The 16,020-nt window shown below is 71.8% G+C and carries 13 protein-coding genes; 8 read left to right on the top strand and 5 right to left on the bottom strand.

The annotated features are described in order from the left end of the window. Positions 1 to 110: 110 nt before the first annotated feature. Positions 111 to 1,418 (top strand): cytochrome ubiquinol oxidase subunit I, encoded by a 1,308-nt coding sequence (locus tag RCO28_RS13255; protein ID WP_308941271.1) that lies wholly within the window; start codon positions 111 to 113, stop codon positions 1,416 to 1,418. 8 nt (positions 1,419 to 1,426) lie between these two features. Further along, positions 1,427 to 2,221 (top strand): cytochrome d ubiquinol oxidase subunit II, encoded by a 795-nt coding sequence (locus RCO28_RS13250; RefSeq protein ID WP_308941270.1) that lies wholly within the window; start codon positions 1,427 to 1,429, stop codon positions 2,219 to 2,221. A gap of 141 nt (positions 2,222 to 2,362) precedes the next feature. Here RCO28_RS13250 and RCO28_RS13245 read toward each other — a convergent pair whose 3' ends face one another. Further along, on the bottom strand, positions 2,363 to 3,529 hold the full coding sequence (locus tag RCO28_RS13245; protein WP_308941565.1) for an AI-2E family transporter: 1,167 nt from the start codon (positions 3,527 to 3,529) through the stop codon (positions 2,363 to 2,365). Between the two features lie 474 nt (positions 3,530 to 4,003). Further along, a complete protein-coding gene (locus RCO28_RS13240; protein WP_282538189.1) occupies positions 4,004 to 4,222 on the bottom strand; it encodes a DUF3046 domain-containing protein in 219 nt (72 codons plus the stop codon). Between the two features lie 244 nt (positions 4,223 to 4,466). On the opposite strand from RCO28_RS13240, the gene RCO28_RS13235 reads away from it, so the two are divergent. The 4 genes from RCO28_RS13235 to RCO28_RS13220 all read left to right on the top strand — a co-directional run bounded on the left by RCO28_RS13235 (position 4,467) and on the right by RCO28_RS13220 (position 7,043). Beyond that, a complete protein-coding gene (locus RCO28_RS13235; RefSeq protein WP_308941269.1) occupies positions 4,467 to 4,766 on the top strand; it encodes a WXG100 family type VII secretion target in 300 nt (99 codons plus the stop codon). Between the two features lie 89 nt (positions 4,767 to 4,855). After that, a complete protein-coding gene (locus tag RCO28_RS13230; protein WP_308941268.1) occupies positions 4,856 to 5,146 on the top strand; it encodes a hypothetical protein in 291 nt (96 codons plus the stop codon). Beyond that, complete coding sequence (locus RCO28_RS13225) at positions 5,133 to 5,870, top strand: hypothetical protein (protein WP_308941267.1); 738 nt, start codon at positions 5,133 to 5,135, stop codon at positions 5,868 to 5,870. Before RCO28_RS13230 ends, RCO28_RS13225 begins: the two co-directional genes overlap by 14 nt. Positions 5,871 to 5,879: 9 nt before the next feature. Continuing rightward, positions 5,880 to 7,043, top strand: coding sequence for a hypothetical protein (locus RCO28_RS13220; RefSeq protein WP_308941266.1), 1,164 nt, complete (start codon positions 5,880 to 5,882; stop codon positions 7,041 to 7,043). An 89-nt stretch (positions 7,044 to 7,132) separates the two neighbouring features. On the opposite strand, the gene RCO28_RS13215 is transcribed toward RCO28_RS13220, so the two are convergent. Further along, entirely contained in the window at positions 7,133 to 11,536 is a 4,404-nt protein-coding gene (locus RCO28_RS13215) for an FtsK/SpoIIIE domain-containing protein (RefSeq protein WP_308941564.1), read from the bottom strand. Positions 11,537 to 11,866: 330 nt separating this feature from the next. On the opposite strand from RCO28_RS13215, the gene RCO28_RS13210 reads away from it, so the two are divergent. Beyond that, positions 11,867 to 12,811, top strand: a complete 945-nt coding sequence (locus tag RCO28_RS13210) for a hypothetical protein (RefSeq protein WP_308941265.1) — start codon at positions 11,867 to 11,869, stop codon at positions 12,809 to 12,811. Between the two features lie 3 nt (positions 12,812 to 12,814). Here RCO28_RS13210 and RCO28_RS13205 read toward each other — a convergent pair whose 3' ends face one another. Next, a complete protein-coding gene (locus RCO28_RS13205) occupies positions 12,815 to 13,453 on the bottom strand; it encodes a sigma-70 family RNA polymerase sigma factor (protein ID WP_374991154.1) in 639 nt (212 codons plus the stop codon). Positions 13,454 to 13,807: 354 nt separating this feature from the next. Beyond that, on the bottom strand, positions 13,808 to 14,587 hold the full coding sequence (locus RCO28_RS13200; RefSeq protein ID WP_308941264.1) for a LamG domain-containing protein: 780 nt from the start codon (positions 14,585 to 14,587) through the stop codon (positions 13,808 to 13,810). A 444-nt stretch (positions 14,588 to 15,031) separates the two neighbouring features. Here RCO28_RS13200 and RCO28_RS13195 point away from each other — a divergent pair, with 444 nt between their 5' ends. Further along, on the top strand, positions 15,032 to 16,000 hold the full coding sequence (locus RCO28_RS13195) for a hypothetical protein (RefSeq protein WP_308941263.1): 969 nt from the start codon (positions 15,032 to 15,034) through the stop codon (positions 15,998 to 16,000). Positions 16,001 to 16,020 lie beyond the last annotated feature (20 nt).

Below are 16,020 nucleotides of genomic sequence, written 5' to 3'. Positions count from 1 at the left end.
GCCCGCAACTTTCGGAGTACGCCCGGGACGGCACCCGCAACTGAGGGGGTACGCGGACTGTCCACCGGCGGCCGACGCCGGCACCGGAGCCGTACGCGGAAGCTGGCGGGGTGGACCCATCCCTGACTTTCGCGAGCGGCCCAGCGGCCCCGGAGACCCTCGACCTGGCGCGGCTGCAGTTCGCCCTCACCGCGGGCGGCCACTTCCTGTTCGTGGCCCTCACGCTCGGCCTCGCCACGCTGGTGGCGTGCCTGCAGACGCGGGCGACGCTGAGCGGCAGCGTGCTGCACGCGCGCATGGTGCGGTTCTGGGGGCAGCTGTACGTCATCAACTACGCGGTCGGCATCGTCACCGGCATCGTCATGGAGTTTCAGTTCGGCCTGAGCTGGAGCGGTCTGACGCACTACGCAGGGGACGTTTTCGGGGCCTCCATGGCGCTCGAAACAGTCGTCGCCTTCTTTGTGGAGTCGACTTTCCTCGGCCTGTGGATCTTCGGCTGGCACCGGTTCAACCGCTGGGTCCACCTGGCGCTGATCTGGGTGGTCACCCTCACCGCGTACGCCTCCGCGTACTGGATCCTCGTCGCGAACGGCTTCCTCAACAACCCTGTGGGGTACCGGGAGTCGGACGGCAGGCTGGTCATCGGGGACGCTGCGGCGGTGTTCACCAACCCGAGCACGCTCCTCGCGTTCGGGCACATAGTGGCGGGCGCGCTGCTCACCGCGGGGTTCTTCATGGCGGGGGTGAGCGCGTACCACCTGTTCAAGCGCTCCCCGGAGTGGGAGTTCTTCGGGCGCAGCCTGCGTATCGGGGTGTTCGTGTCGCTTCCCGCGCTGTTCGTCGCGGCGGCCTTCGGCGGGGTGCAGTTCGCCGTGATGCAGCCCATGAAGGAGGCGGTTTTCAGCAGCAAGGCGGCTGAAGTGGCCCGTCTCCAGGCCGACATGGTGGCCCGTTTCGGCCCCGGTGACTACGTCCCTTCGGAGGCCTGGACGCGCGGTGCGGGAATTCTGATGCTGCTCGCCTTCGCGCTGATGATGTACCTGTGCATCGGCGGTTTCGTGCTCGCCTGCTTCAAGAAGGCCGTCTTCCGCTTCCGGCTCTGGCACCTGGTGCTCATGGCGGCGGTTCCGCTGCCGTACGTGGCGATGATCAGCGGCTGGGTGTTCCGTGAGGCGGGACGTCAACCCTGGGTCGTGTACGGCCTGTTGAAGACCGAGGACGCGGTCTCCTCGGTGTCGCCCGGCGCGATGCGCACCTCGTTGATCGTCTTCACCGCCCTGTTCGCACTGCTCGCCGCCGTCAATGTGTGGCTGCTCGTGCGGCACGCGCGCGTGGGGCCCGTCGACCGCGGGCTCGGCCACGACGAGCGGGCCGCAGAACGGGACCCTGCCGACTCTCTCGCCGCCGCGAGCTACTGAGGAGCGCCATGGACACCTCGACCCTCGAAACCCTGGCCGTCGGCCTCCTTGCGTTCTTCGCGGCCGGGTACTTCGTGCTCGGCGGCGCCGACATCGGCACCGGCATGCTCGCGCCCTATCTCGGGCGTGGTGACGGCGAACGGCGCCTGGTGCTCACGTCGTTCGCGCCGTTCTTCCTCGGCAACGAGGTGTGGCTGGTCGCCACGGCGGGGCTGCTCATCGGCTGCTTCCCGGAGCTCGAGGGCGAGCTGCTGAGCGGGCAGTTCGCCGTCGTGGTGCCGCTCCTCGCGGGATGGGTGGTGCGCGACGCGGGGCTGTGGCTGCGCGGCCGTGCGGGCGGCTCCTGGTGGCGGGCGGGGTGCGACGGCGCCGTGGTGTGCGGGAGTTGGGCCGTCGCGCTCGCCTGGGGCTGGTTGCTGGCCGCGCTGTTCACCGGTTCCGCCGACACCACGGCGACCGGTCCCGTGGCGGTGCTCACAGCGCTCGCCGTCGCCGCCCTGTTCGCGGCCCACGGTCTCGGCTTCGCCGCGATGCGCCTGACCGGAGATCCGTACGCACGCGCGCGCGTGCTGGTGGGTCGCGGCGGGCGGCCCTGGCAGACGTTCGCCCTGACCGGTCCGCTGATGGTCGCGCTGCCGCTGTCCGCGGGTGCCGCGCTGCCGCTCACGGAGTCGGCCGCGGACGGCACCACGCTCGCGTTCCTGGTGCCGGCGCTCCTGGTGGTGACGCCGCTGCTGCTCGCCGTGCAGGCGTGGACGTGGCACACGTTCCGTCATCGCGTGACCAGACCCTCGTACATCTGAGCCTGCGTACGTCCGAGCGCGCCTACCGCTCCGACTGTCCCGCCGCGCGGGCACACCTCGGCCTGACCGGGCGCCGGACTCCCCGTACGGGAACTGATCAGGCGCTACGGCGATGCCCGGGACCCGTTCGCCCGGACCAGCTCAGCGGAGCTGGTCCGGCGGTTCCCCGGTGCGCTGCTGGGGCGGCGGGGGTGCGTCGCTGCGCGTGCTCAGGGCCTGTCTCAGCCGGACGAGCGGCGGGCCTGCGCCACGCCTGCGGTGGCCGTGCACGCGCGGGTCGTCCGTCACGTCGTACCGCCGCACATAGGCGCCGAGGAACGCCTGGAGCGTCGCCACGGCGGGGATCGCGACCAGGGCGCCGACCGCGCCGAGCAGGGCCGTGCCCACGATGACCGAGCCGAACGCCACCGCCGGGTGGATGTCGACGGTCTTGGCGGTCAGCTTGGGCTGCAGCATGTAGTTCTCGAACTGCTGGTAGACCACCACGAAGATGAGCACCCACAGCGCGTACCAGGGGTCGACCGTGAACGCGATCAGCATCGGCAGGGCGCCCGCCAGATAAGTGCCGATCGTGGGCAGGAACTGCGAGACCAGGCCGACCCACACCGCGAGCGCGGGCGCGTACGAGACGCCGAGCGCCGCCAGCAGGATGTAGTGCGCGACGCCGGAGATCAGGGCCATCAGACCTCGGGAGTACAGATAACCGCCCGTCTTGTCGACGGCGATCTCCCAGGCGCGCAGCACCTCCGCCTGCTTGGCGGGCGGCAGCACCGAGCACAGCGCGCGGCGCAGACGGGGGCCGTCCGCCGCGAAGTAGAACGAGAAGAGCAGGATCGTCAGGAGCTGGAAGAGCCCGCCCAGGACCTGCGCCGAGACGTCCAGGACGCCCGTCGCACTGTTCTGCACGTACTTCTGCAGCCAGTCCGAGTGCACCAGGCTGTCCTGCAGCTCGACCCGGGACAGCTCCGTGTGGAACGTGGTGTTGATCCAGCTGATCACGGAGTCGAGGTACTGCGGGAAGTCCTCGACCATCTCCACGATCTGCCCGGCGAGCATCGAGCCGAGCATGGCGACGAAGCCCGCTCCCGTGACGATCACGCCGAGGAAGACCAGGGCGGTGGCCAGGCCACGGCGCATGCCGCGGTGCGCCATCCTGCTCACCGCGGGCTCCACGGCGAGCGCGAGGAAGAACGCGATCAGGATGTTGATCAACAGGCCGGTCAGCTGGTGGAAGGCCCAGCTGCCGAGCTGGAAGCAGGCGAACAGGGCCAGCGCGAGCACCATGGCGCGCGGCAGCCACCGCGGCATGCGCTGTCCTGCCCACGCCGAGGCGGGCCCTTCGGGGGGCGTCGAGGGCGGGCCGCTGTCCTGCGCGACGGTCTCACTGGGTGATTTGCTGGCTGCCACGTCGACCAGTCTCGCGTACGCCACTGACAATCCGGCAGCCGTCCCGGCGTGATGCACCTCATCCGGCCGGGGTCACGTGCAGCGGCAGCCACCCGCCGAGACAACCGTCACCGCGCGTGAGCCGCCTCGGGAATCCTCACGTGCGTGAGCCACCTCGGTAATCCTCACCGCACGTGAGCCGCCCCCGGATTCCTCACCGCACGTGAGCCGCCTCCGGATTCCTCACCGCGCGTGAGCCGCCTCGGTAATCCTCACCGCACGTGAGCCGCCTCGGTAATCCTCACCGCACGTGAGCCGCCTCGGTAATCCTCACCGCACGTGAGCCGCCTCGGTAATCCTCACCGCGCGTGAGCCGTCGAAAACCGTCACCGCGCGTCAGCGCTTTTCCTCCGGCAGGGTGCCCCGTTTGTCGGCCGGGACGCCCATCGCGTTGCACACCGCGCGCCAGACGTCCTTCGTCTCCCAGCCGGCGTCGAGCGCCTGGTGCACGGTCCGCCCGCCGAGCTCGGACATCACATGATCGCGCGCGAACGAATCGGCGTACGAAGCACCGAAGTGCTCCTCCATCCGCTGCCAGAAGACCGTCAACCGCATGCAATCCGCTCCGCTCCACACTCACCCGGGGGCCGCCCCCTCGCACCAAGCATCCATGGTGGCGCGGGAGAAGTCGGCACCGGCAAGCAGGAGTCCGGCGGGCCGGGGGCGATGCCTCGGTTTGTCACCGTTTCGCAACAGCGGTGAACCGAGCTGCCGGACGTTCCGTAGTGCCCGGTAACGGGTGCGCGTGCCTCTGGGGGTCCGTAGCCCGGGAACGGACCGAACGAGGAGAGGAACGGACATGGCCGACGGCAACATCAAGATCAGCCCTGACGAGATGCGCGAGGCGTCCACCTGGCTGAAGACGCAGAAGGAACTGATGCAGCAGAGCCTCCACGAGGCGAACACCAAGATGGAGGAGATGGTCGAGGCGGCCTACGCGACCCCCGGCTCCGAGACCAAGTTCCGTCCGTTCTGGGAGGAGTACAAGAACGGCACGCAGGAGGCGATCGAGGGCCTGCAGGGCGTCAGCGAGTTCATCCAGCAGGTCGCCGACGCCTTCGTCGACACGGACAGCCAGACGTCCGGCGCCATCGGCTGACTGCTCGGCGACGGCCGGGTCCCGTGGCGTCACGGCGCCAGGGGACCCGGCCGCTGCGAGGCGAGAGCGCGAGGAGAGAAGGGGACCTCATGTCGCGCATTCACATCCCGGTCGACGAACTCACCGACACCATGGACGCGTTGAAGGACATCCGTGAACGGATCGAGAAGACCGCGAAGTTGGGCAACGTCGGCTCGGACGAGGACGTGGGCGACTCCGGTCTGATCTCGGCCGTCAACGGCTTCGACGGCGCCTGGTCGGCCGGCCACGAGCGGGTCAAGGAGAACGTGGACACGTTCAAGGAGACCGCGCAGGGCATCGTCGACAACTTCACCGACACGGACAACAAGGCTGCGAAGGCGCTGGATGAATCCGCATGAAACACAGGAGGGGGCCGGGCAGCCGCGGCTGCTGCTCTCCGACCAGCGACCGCCGGACGCGCCGGCGCGCTACACGCTGAAGTACCCGTCCACCTGGTCGCACCTGGACCTCGACCCGCACACCAGGGACGCCGCGATCCGGCGCCGTGTCGAGGAGCAGGCGAAGGGGGCGGGCGCGGAGCCCGAGCAGGTGGACCGGCTGATCCGGCAGACCCGTAAGAGTGCGCGCGAGGCCTACGCCCAGGGTGCGCTGCAGGTCGGCTGTCTGATCGCGTTCCTCCCGGACGCCAGCACGCTGAACGCGTCGGCCATGGTGCTGCGGACGCGGATTCCCGACGATGAGCCGACCGATCTGGCGGAGATCATGCTCGCCGCCGGGGTGCAGAACAACCGGAAGTCCGTCGGCCGGGGTTCGGGCCTGAACCGTGTGGAGATCATGGAGTTGCCCGAGGTGGGCCCCGTGGGACGGATGACCTCCCTGGAGGACTTCGACTACTTCGGGCAGGCCACGATCCGCACCGCCGTGCACCAGGTCGTGATCCCCGTGCCGTCGAGCCGGGACCTGATGGTGCTCGCCAGTACGACTCCGAACATCAGCCTGGCGGAGAAGTTCTTCGAGGTGTTCGACGCGATCGCCTCGACCTTCCGGTTCCACGACTCCGAGGCCCCCGCGGACGCGGACACGGACGCCGCGGCAGCGGTCGGCGCCGAGAGCGGGAAGTGAGGTCGGGACATGGCACGCCCACCGCTGGCCGACTGGGAGTCGGTGTTCGGCTTCTCGGAGGACCCGACACCCGGCGACCCCGAGATCCTCGAACAACTCGCCACGCAGTACCGCTCCGTCTCCGAGGACGCCCTGTCCGCCCGGTCCGTCGTCTCCCGGCTCGACTCCCAGGAGCTCGGCGAGGGCGAGTCCATCGAGAAGCTGTGGACGAAGCTCGGTGACCTGCCCGTGCAGGTGGGCAAGCTCCAGTCGTCCTACGAGGTGGCCGCAGGCGCGATCAACCGGTACGCGGACAGCCTCCGGGAGACACAGCAACAGGCGGACCGGGCCCTCGACCAGGGCCGTACGGCGAAGGAGCAGCTGGACGCGGCCATCCTGGTGGCGGCGTCGGCGAGCGCCCACGTGGACAGCCTCGACAGCGCGGACGTCCCGCCGCCCGACGACGAGGAGGCCCGCAGCAGCGCCCGGCGCGCCCTGACCGACGCTCAGCAGGCGAAGTCCGATGCGCAGCAGTCCGTCGAGTCGGCGGAGTCGGAGCTGGAGGCCGCCCGGCTGCTTGCCCTCGACGCGCAGGACCTCCGTACCTCCGACGCGGCCCTGGCCAAGCGGGAGTTGGAGGAGGCCGAGGACGAGGCGGTCGAGGGGAAGAACTTCTGGGAGAAGATCGGGGACCTGCTGAACCTGGTGTTCTCCGTGGTCAGCGCCGTTCTCGGCGTCGTGGCCATGGTGATCACCGGCCCCATCGGTGTCGTGTTCGGCGCCGGCGCGCTCATCTTCGGAGCCGGTTCGGTCCTCCTCTCGATCGCAAAAGGCTTTGATACGAAGGAATGGGATGTAATCGGCATCGTCACGGGAATCGTGGGCCTCGGCCTGGGCGGGTTCGCCATGTGGGCCGGAAAGGGCCTCGGCGCCCTGGGGAAGGTCCCCCTGGGGCAGTGGTTCAAGAACCTCATCTGGTGGGCGCCGGCCCCGGGGGCGGCGGGGATCGAGTTCGACATCCTCAACGGCATCGGGCAAGTCGTCCAGAGCATCACGCATGTCCCCAAACCGGCCATGGATGTGCTGGAGGCCTTGATCAGCGGGTCGGGACTCATCCTCAGCGTCGGCGGGGTCATCTACTCGTTCCTGGAGTACTTCGACCTGGCGGACGACGCCAAGGTGCACGCGACCTGAGGCCGGGCCCCGCCCCTTAGCAGCGCCCCACCCACGCGTTGAGGCCCCCGCCGTCGTCGGCGGGGGCCTCAACTCATCCGTACGAACGGTCAGTTCACGTCGGGACCGAGCGCCGTCTCCGGCACCTGCACCGTCCGCAGCACCCCGTCCGCGAGATGCAGGATCGCCCTTCCCGTACGGGCCGCGCCCAGGCGGCTGCGGGGCACCTTGACGCCGATCAGCTCGCCGTCGCTCATGTTCTGCGGCTTCAGGAGCAGACCGCACCGGTTCCGGCGGGCCTCCGCGTGCCAGCCGGAGAACCCGGACGAGAGCCGGTCGGTCTGCCCCGCGACGACCAGGCCGCGGCCGGTCTCCGCGCCCGTCTTGGCGATCTGGGTGAGGACCGCTTCCGCCTTGGTCTTCAGCAGCAGATCGGCGTCGTCGAGGAGTACCACGGCCCCGTCCGGTGCCGAGGCGAGCGCCGTCTCCAAGGCGTCCGGCGCGATGTCCGCCTCGTCGAACACGGCGAGCACACCGGGCCGCCCGGCGAGGTCACGCAGCGGGGAGCGGGCGGGCGCCCCGATCACGACGGAGGTCCCCGCGGACAGCAGGGACAGCGCAAGGGTCGCAAGCACGGTACTGCGTCCCGAGCGGGCCGGGCCCGCGACGAGGAAGGTCGGCGTCAGGGAGAAGTCCGGTCCGTGGGCGGTCAGTTCGTCGCCGCCAACACCGGCGAGCGCCCGGCGCGGCCGCGGCTCGTGCACGTACGCCATGGCCTCGTCGTAGCCGATCCGGTCCGGCAGCATGTCGACGCGGAACGGGCGCGTGCGGGCCGGCAGGGCGGCGGCCCGCTCCCGGCACATGGCCGCGATCTCCTGGAGTGCGGCGGCCTGCGCCTGGCCTCCGGGATCCTCGGTGAGCAGTGCGATCTGCACCTCGGCCTTGTCGGCGGCGCGCAGCGCCCGGCCCGGCGGGATCTCGTCGGGCACCTTGCGCTGGGTCACGCCGATCAGGCCGTACTCGGACTTGTCGTTGAGCTTGAGGACCAGCTTGTCCTCGGTGGAGTTGCCGACGCGGCTGGAGAACAGCGCGCGGTCGCCGCTCATGATCAGGTGGATGCCTGCGCTGGCGCCGTCCCTGAGCAGGGAGAGCATCCCGTTCAGGAGGTTGCCCGCGTCGTACTCGCCGAGCGTCTTGTCGAAGACCTCCCAGCGGTCGAGGAACACCACGATGTGCGGGGGCCGTTCGTCCTCCGGCAGGGCGCGCCGGAGTTCGGGCAGGTCGGCGCTGCCGCGGGCGGCGAGGAGTTCCTGGCGGCGGCCGAGTTCCGCCGTGAGCCGGGCCAGGAGCCGGGCCACCCGGTCGGGCTGGGTGCGCTGGGTGACGGCGCCGCAGTGCGGCAGTCCCTCCATGGCGAGCAGCGCGCCGTTGCCGCAGTCGATGCCGTACATGTGCAGCTGGGCCGGGGAGTGGGCGCGGGCCAGGGAGCCGGCGATGGTGCGCAGCGTCTGCGACCTGCCCTGGCGCGGGGAGCCGACGACATGCAGATGCCCCAGGGTGGCCGGGTCGATCACCAGCGGGCGGCGCGCCTGCTCGGCGGGCAGGTCCACGACGCCGTACGCGACCGGCGCGAGGTCGTAGCCGGCGGCGGCTGGCGCGGCCGGAAGGTCGTGGGCGACCAGGCGCAGCGGCAGTGGCGGCAGCCAGGGGCTGTGCTGTGCGGGGATGCCGAGTTCGTGGTCGGCGCCGCGGATGGCCTCGACCAGGTCGGTGAGGTCGGTCTCGACGTCGCCTCCCCCGCGCACGGCACGACGGGGCCGCGGCGGCAGCGGCTCGCCGAGCTGGTCCCAGCCGACGACGACGGCCCGGGGCTCCGGGAGCGCGGACGCGGAGGCGCCGGGCCTGCGGCCGCCGACCCGCCCGGCCTGGAACGGTACGAGGGAGGTCTGGCCGAGCCGCACGTAGGCGCGTCCCGGGGTGCTCTGCGAAATCCCGGCCGCGTCAGGGGAGTTGAGGACGTCCTGGCTCTCGCCGGTGTCCGTCACGCGCAGCGCGATCCGGAGGTTGGTGTTCGCGCGGATCTCGGAGGAGACGACGCCGCTGGGCCGCTGCGTGGCGAGGATCAGGTGGATGCCGAGGCTGCGTCCGCGCTGCGCGATGTTGACCAGGCCCTTCACGAAGTCGGGCAGGTCCCGCACCATCGACGCGAACTCGTCGATGACGATGAGGAGTCGGGGCATCGGCGGACGGCCCGCGCCCGGCTCCCGCTCCAGGAGGTCCACGTAGTCCTCGATGTCCTTGGCGCCCGCCTGGGCGAGGATGTGCTCGCGGCGGGTGAGTTCCGCCGTGAGGGACACCAGGGCACGTTCGACGAGATGGGCGTCCAGGTCGGTCACCATGCCGACGGTGTGCGGAAGGCGCACGCAATCCTTGAACGCGGAGCCGCCCTTGTAGTCGACGAGGACGAACGTCATCGCGTCCGGCCGGTTCGCCACGGCGAGGGACGCCACGAGCGTCTGCAGGAGCTCGGACTTGCCGGAGCCCGTGGTTCCGGCCACCAGGCCGTGCGGTCCGTCCCTGCGCAGGTCGAGGTAGAACGGCCCGTCGAGGGAGACGCCGACCGCGGCACGGGTGGAGCGCCCGCCGGCCTGCCAACGGGCGCGGATGTCATGGGCCTGCGGCGGGTCGAGGGACAGCACGTCCAACAGGCGTGCGGAGCCCGGGAGTACGGCGGCCTCCTCGTCCGAGCCGCCCGGGTCGCGCAGCGGGCCCAGGGCGCGGGCAAGGGAGCGGCACCAGTCGAGCGAGACCAGGTCGGGCCGGATGCCGGTGACCGTGCCCGCACCGGAGCGGCCCGCGCGCAGCGTGCCGCCGGGCTCCTCGGCGACTACGGCCTGGCACTCCTCGGGCAGCAGCCGTTCCTCGGCGTCGAGGCAGATCGCGCGGACGCCTACGGCGGGCCCGTCGCGCAGGATCTGCACGACGCCGGGCAGTGAGCGCAGTCGCCGGGCGCCGTCGAGCACGACGAGCACGTCGGGGCCGTCGACCGGGTTCCGCTTGTCGTGCTGCGTGCGGCGCTCCGCGATCAGCGCCGTGAGCTCCGCGATCCGGCGGGCGGACGTCTCGGTTCCCGACCCGATGCTGGCCAGGGTGTCACCGGACTTCTTCCGTACGTGCGGCAGCCAGCGCATCCAGGCCCAGCGTTCGCGCTCCGAGCTGGCCGCGAGGAGCAGATGGATCTGCAGGTCGCGCGGGCTGTGCAGGACGGCGGCCTGGGCGACGGCCCAGCGCGCCACCGCGTGCGCGGCCGGCCCCGATCCGGCGATGCCGAGGACGTGGTGCTCGCGCAGCGGCACGGTGACCGGGACGTCGAGGGCGGTCCAGGGCTCCTGCCTGCGGTGCTCGTCCTTGGTGGGGTCGAGCAGGACGACGTCGGAGGGCTGGTCGGCGGTGCCGACGCGCAGTTCGAGGAAGTCCGCGTCCGAGGTGCGGCGCTCCCACAGGCGGCGGCGCGGGCCGACGGCGGTGAGGATGACCTCGGCGGGATCGGGGAAGCCGCGCCGGCGAGCCGTCCGCTCGGCCTCCAGGGCGGCCCGCGCGTCGCCCTCGATGCGCTCCTTCTTCTCCTCGTACGCGGACACGGCCTCGGCGTACGACTGGCGCCCGCCGCGCCGGTTCATCAGGTAGTTGCCGACCACGGCCACCGGGGACAGCAGCCCGAACAGCAGCATCGACGGCCGCTGGAAGATCAGCCATCCCGCCACGGCCATCAGCAGGGGAACGGCCGCGGCGATCCACGGCAGGGTCCGGTGGGCGGGCGGAGTCGGCGGCGACGGGAGCGTGAAGCGCGTGTCGACCGCTGCCGGGCGCAGGCGCGGCGGCCGGTTGTAGTCCCGCCCCGTGCCGTCCTCGGAAGGTTCGAGGGCCGCGTCCGGGCTCTGCGGCAGCGACAGTTCGAGCAGGCAGTCGCCGACGAGCAGGTGCGCGCCCGTCGGCCAGGTCACGTCCTCCTCGATGTCCTCCCGGTCCAACTGGAGCGCCCCCGCGGCCGGTTGGGAGCCCCCCGCACCGCGCGGACCGTCCGGGACGATACGGCAGCGTCCGCGCGGGCCGACCTGGAGCGTGGCGTACGGCCGGGCGGGAGCCTGGCGGAGCAGCTGCGGGGTGCCGTCCTGCGCGAGGCCGACGCGGTACTCGCCGATGTCGAGTCGGTGCACGGCGCCCGCGCCCGGCCCGCCGACCGCGCTGACCTCCACGAGCCCCGCGGGCTCCGCCGACTGGGACGCGGCCGGCCGGCCGAGCCCCACGACGGCGGCGTGGTGCAGCGGCGCATCGCGCAGCAGCAGGTCGGCGGGCAGCAGCCGGCCGTCCACGTACAACCCCGACCCGTCCGGCGGCAGCGCGACGCCGCCGGCCTCGGCCAGCGTCCGGGCGACAGCACCCACGGGGGTGTCGGGGTCGGCGTCGAGGTGGACGTCGAACGCGTCACCGCCTCCCTCGACCACGGTCAACATCAACGACACAGGACGTCCTCCAGCTGGGCGTGATTGCGGGGACCGCAGAAGCACCGCACAGCGGGTACCGGGCCCTTTGTGACTACGGACCCGGAGCCCGGACGGTTCACACCGCGCGCCCGGCACAGACGACACGGCAGCGCGCACGACACGAGGGCGCACACGACACAGCGGCGCACACGACGCGGCGGAACGAACGCCGCCGAGTGTGAACCATCCGCCGCCACCGCCCGTAGTGCCCATGGGAGTGCGCGCCGCGGCCGTGGCGCGCGTCCCGTCACCGACCGCCCCGGTTTCCGGTGCCGAGGCGTCCCGACAAGGAGTCAGAAGATGATCTGGTACGTCGCTCTGGCAGTTCTGCTGGGGCTGGCGCTGATCGGCGCGGTGGCCGCGCTGATCGTCACCGAGAAGCGGAACCGCCCGCCGAGGCCCGCCACGGCCGGTCCCGCCGTCCTGGACCGGGAGGCGCTCGACGTCATCGACGCGGGACTGCGCCGCCTGACCGGCGAATGCCTGCGCTCGGGCCGGGCCCTACCCGATCTGTACGGCGTCCTCTACTCGGGGGAGAAGCTCGACCTGCTGCTCGCCGGCACGGAGGACGGCACGCCCGAGCCGTGGACGGCCGACGAGTCCGGCGAACGCTGGACCGCCACCCGGGAGGCACTGGAGCGGCCCGGTCCCGAGGGCGAACCGGCACTCCCGTACGCGCTGACCGTCACGGTGGGGACGGTCGGGCCCGACCGGGCGCTCGTCGACCTCTCCCGGGCCACGCCGTCCGTCTCCGTGGCGGGCCCGGACGAGGACGTACGCCGATGGGCGCGGGCCGTCGTCACCGAGGTGCTGACCGGCCCGGTGGGCGGCCTGGCCGAGGTCACCCTGGTGGGGTCCCTGGCCACGGACGAGACCCTGAACGGTGCCGCGCTGCGCTCGTCGCGGCTGTACACGGCGGCCAGCGTGGAGGAGGCCCTCGCCCGAACCGCGGGGGCGCCCGTGGCCCCGTCGGGCGGTGCCGCCTCCGACGTCACCCAGATCTTCCGGCTGATCGAGGGCCGCAGTCAGGTGGCCGTGGAGGGGGACGCGCCGCACCTCTTCCTGGTGGAGGCCTCCCAACTCCCCCGTCGGGAGGGCGCGTTGGACGCACTGCGGCCCGGCGACGCGGTGCTCGTCCTGGGCGAGGCGCCCGCCGCGTGGCGCTGGCGGGCCGGTGCCGACGGCACCCTCGACACCGGCCCGCTCGGTCTCCTGATCGACCGGCACGCCGGGATTCTCGGATGAGGCTCACGCGGCGTTCCGGCCCGCCTCCCGCACTTCGTGGACGTCCAGTCCGCGATCGGTCAGCGCACGCCGCAGAGCACGGGCCGCGTAGTACGTGCGCGACTTGACGGTTCCGGGAGGCACGCCGAGCACGGCGGCCGTCTGGGTCACGCTCCGGCCCATGTAGTGCACGTGCAGGAGGACTTCACGGTGGAGCGGAGGGAGGTCCCGCAGCGCCTCCACCAGTACGTGGGCGGTCAGGACGCGGTCGACCTCGTCGGAGACCGGGAGCTGGGTGAGTTCCGGGTCGTCGGTCTCCGGTGGCCGGGCCTGGCGGGCCCGGTGCCCGTCTATGACGAGGTTGCGCAGCACGGTGAACAGCCAGGGACGCATGGAGTCGCTGCCGCCGCCGAGCTCGGGCGCGTGGCGCCAGGCACGGATCGCGAGCTCTTGCAGGACGTCCTCGGCGCGGTGCCAGTCGCCTTCGAGGCGTGCGGCGAACCGCAGCAACTCGCTTCCGTGGCAGTGGTAGAAGACTCTCAGGAACTCCTCTTGCCCGAGTCTGTCGGCGCGGGGTGGTGCGGTGTCGGTGGGCTGGTCAGGCAGGGCGCTCCCCCGGGCCTGGCGGGGGATGCGGTCTTCGGGTGAAAACCTGGCCGACAAGGGCCTGTTCCTCTCCGGTCGCTCTGTGAGGGGTGACGGAAAACGGCCGGCGGTGGCAGGACCGAGCGCGTGGCGGCACGATCGGACGCGGATACCGTGGGTCATTTCTACCGGTGTCGTGGGGGCCCGAACGGGCCCGCGGGTGTGCTTATTTCGACCGGAATCGCCCGCACGGAAGCTGTGGTTCCCGCTGTCGCCCCTGGTCAGGGCCTGACGGTCTGCTGTGAGGCGCCCGTTTCCCCGTCCCTCGGCGCCCGCTCTGGGCCTGCTCGTCTCCGAACGGGCCCGAACAGGCAGGCCCTTGGGCCGGGGAGACAGGCCGTAGGGCCGGGGAGACGGGCCCTAGGTCCGCGGTCACTGCGGTTCCCCGGACGCGAGGGAGGAGACCTCGTCCGCGGTCAACTCCCTTTCGTAGACGTGCACATCGGCGATGTCGCCCTTCCAGAAGTCGACCGGACGTCCGCCGCTCTTGGCGCGCCCGATCACGAGGCTGCCCGGCTTCCTGGGCTGCGCGGACGCCTTCCGCTCACCGGCCAGTGCTCCGTCGACGTAGATCCTCATCGTCTTCTCGTCCTGGCTGTAGGTGCCGACGAGGTGGTACCAGCGGCCCGTCTCCGGCTTGCCGGTCTTCTCGGCGAGTGTCCGGGCGCCCGGGAAGCTGAAGGCGAACCGCTCGTCGGACGCGGAGTACTGGAGGAAGAAGGTGCTGATCCCCGGTCCGTCCTGGGAGACGGCCGTGCGGAAGCCCTGGTCCGTGGCGAGCCGCACCCGGGCGGCGACCGAGTAGTCCTTCTTGGCCGTGTCGATGACCGGCGTCCCGATGTCGGCGAAACCGTCGATGCCCGCCAGGCTGAGCGCGCCGCCGTTCGGGCCGTCCTGCGCCCACTGCGCACGGCCGTTGACCACGGCGTCGCGCTCACCGGCACGGGCCGTTCCCGACCCGTGCAGCGGCCACCAGCCGTCCCCTCGCAGCGATGCGGAGCCGTCGCCGCCACCGCCCTTCGACGGGCCGGGCTTTCCGCGGCCTGAGGCCTCTTCGTCGGTCGAGTCCCAGGTCACGACCTGGACGACGACGAAAGCCAGTGCTGCGGCCAGCACGGCGATCAAGGAAATGAGCGACCATCTACGCGTCATGATCTTCCCCGTAATGTGGAGCGGAACAAAGCTGTCCTCTGTGATCACGGACAGCTCCCCGCAACCGGTTCACCCCGGGAGGGGAATCGGCCGGATTCATCCCCCGGCACGGGTCGACCTCGCAGTGGCAGCCTCGCCCTCGCGAGCCTGACGGTCCTCGTCCACCGGCTGAATCCGAACGCCCGACTCCCGCCGTACGCGCGCGTGGTGGCCGTTTTCGCGAGAGCACGGAGCCGTACGGGGATGCGCACGGGCAGGACACGGCGGGCCACCGCCTTCCGCACAACAGTCCGGAACGAGGCGCCACAGGAAAGACTTTCACAGGTCAGCGCCCTCTTCGGACCCACGAGGCCGTCAACCGCATGACCCCGGTGTCCCGCCCCTGAGAGTGGGCCGCGCCCGGAGCGGCCGTACGGTGCCGTCCGCCGCCCTACGGTTCAGGGCATGGCTGAATCCGTAGCATCCGGTACGCCCGATGCGGCCGCGCGCCTTCCGCGCCCCGCGCTGGCTCGGCCCTCCCGGCTCGCCCGCGCCGAGCGCTTCGTGTGGCTCACCGCGCGGGTGCTCGAACAGCGCAGGTTCGCCCACCACTTCCTCGGCGGCTCCGCCGACGCCGTCGAGGAGGCGCTCTCCGCGTACCGCACCCAGGACGGCGGGTACGGCCACGCCCTGGAGCCCGATCTGCGGGGCCCGGTGAGCCAGCCGCTGCACACCGCGCACGCCCTGCGCGTACTCGACTCGATCGGGCGCTGCGGCGGCCGGCGCGTGGAGCGGGTGTGCGGCCACCTGTCGGAGCTGTCCACGCCGGACGGCGCCCTGCCCGCGATCCACCCGAGCCAGCGCGGCTATCCCGTGGCGCCGTTCGTGCCGGTCGTGGACGACCCGCCCAGCGACCTGCTCGCCACCGGCCCCGTGGTCGGCCTGCTGCACCGCAACGAGGTGTGGCACGCCTGGCTGTTCCGCGCCACGGACTACTGCTGGACCGCCGTCGAGTCGCTCACCACGTCCCACCCGTACGAGATCCAGGCCGCGGTGGCCTTCCTCGACGGGGCGCCCGACCGCTCCCGCGCGCAGGCCGCCGCGGACCGCCTCGGCCGGCTCGTACGGGAGCAGCGGCTCGCGGTGCTCGATCCACGGCAGCGCGACACGTACCCGGTGGCACCGGGCTACGCCCCGGGCGAGCACCACTTCCCGCACGACTACGCGCGCGTGCCGGAGTCCCTGGCCCGCGCCTGGTTCACCGACGAGGAACTGGGCCGCTCCCTGGACCACCTGGGGAGCGAGCAGCAGGACGACGGCGGCTGGCCGGTCAACTGGCGCCTGTGGGCGCCCGGTTCGGCCCTGGAGTGGCGCCCGGTCGTGACGATCGACGCCCTGCGCACCCTGCGGGCGTACGGGCGCGCGCTGAGCTGACGACGATCGGGCGGGCGGAC

The organism is Streptomyces sp. LHD-70, assembly GCF_031157275.1.
GTDB lineage: Bacteria > Actinomycetota > Actinomycetes > Streptomycetales > Streptomycetaceae > Streptomyces.
Note: the sequence above shows the minus strand (reverse complement) of the source record. Positions and strands in the feature narration are given on the sequence as shown.

What these genes read in the sequence shown, in the direction of transcription:
- RCO28_RS13240 (WP_282538189.1), bottom strand. Translation starts at nt 4,222, where the DNA reads ATGCGGTTGACGGTCTTCTGGCAGCGGATGGAGGAGCACTTCGGTGCT.
- RCO28_RS13210 (WP_308941265.1), top strand. Translation starts at nt 11,867, where the DNA reads ATGATCTGGTACGTCGCTCTGGCAGTTCTGCTGGGGCTGGCGCTGATC.
- RCO28_RS13225 (WP_308941267.1), top strand. Translation starts at nt 5,133, where the DNA reads ATGAATCCGCATGAAACACAGGAGGGGGCCGGGCAGCCGCGGCTGCTG.
- RCO28_RS13200 (WP_308941264.1), bottom strand. Translation starts at nt 14,587, where the DNA reads ATGACGCGTAGATGGTCGCTCATTTCCTTGATCGCCGTGCTGGCCGCA.
- RCO28_RS13245 (WP_308941565.1), bottom strand. Translation starts at nt 3,529, where the DNA reads ATGCCGCGGTGGCTGCCGCGCGCCATGGTGCTCGCGCTGGCCCTGTTC.
- RCO28_RS13235 (WP_308941269.1), top strand. Translation starts at nt 4,467, where the DNA reads ATGGCCGACGGCAACATCAAGATCAGCCCTGACGAGATGCGCGAGGCG.
- RCO28_RS13220 (WP_308941266.1), top strand. Translation starts at nt 5,880, where the DNA reads ATGGCACGCCCACCGCTGGCCGACTGGGAGTCGGTGTTCGGCTTCTCG.
- RCO28_RS13250 (WP_308941270.1), top strand. Translation starts at nt 1,427, where the DNA reads ATGGACACCTCGACCCTCGAAACCCTGGCCGTCGGCCTCCTTGCGTTC.
- RCO28_RS13215 (WP_308941564.1), bottom strand. Translation starts at nt 11,536, where the DNA reads ATGTTGACCGTGGTCGAGGGAGGCGGTGACGCGTTCGACGTCCACCTC.
- RCO28_RS13195 (WP_308941263.1), top strand. Translation starts at nt 15,032, where the DNA reads ATGGCTGAATCCGTAGCATCCGGTACGCCCGATGCGGCCGCGCGCCTT.
- RCO28_RS13230 (WP_308941268.1), top strand. Translation starts at nt 4,856, where the DNA reads ATGTCGCGCATTCACATCCCGGTCGACGAACTCACCGACACCATGGAC.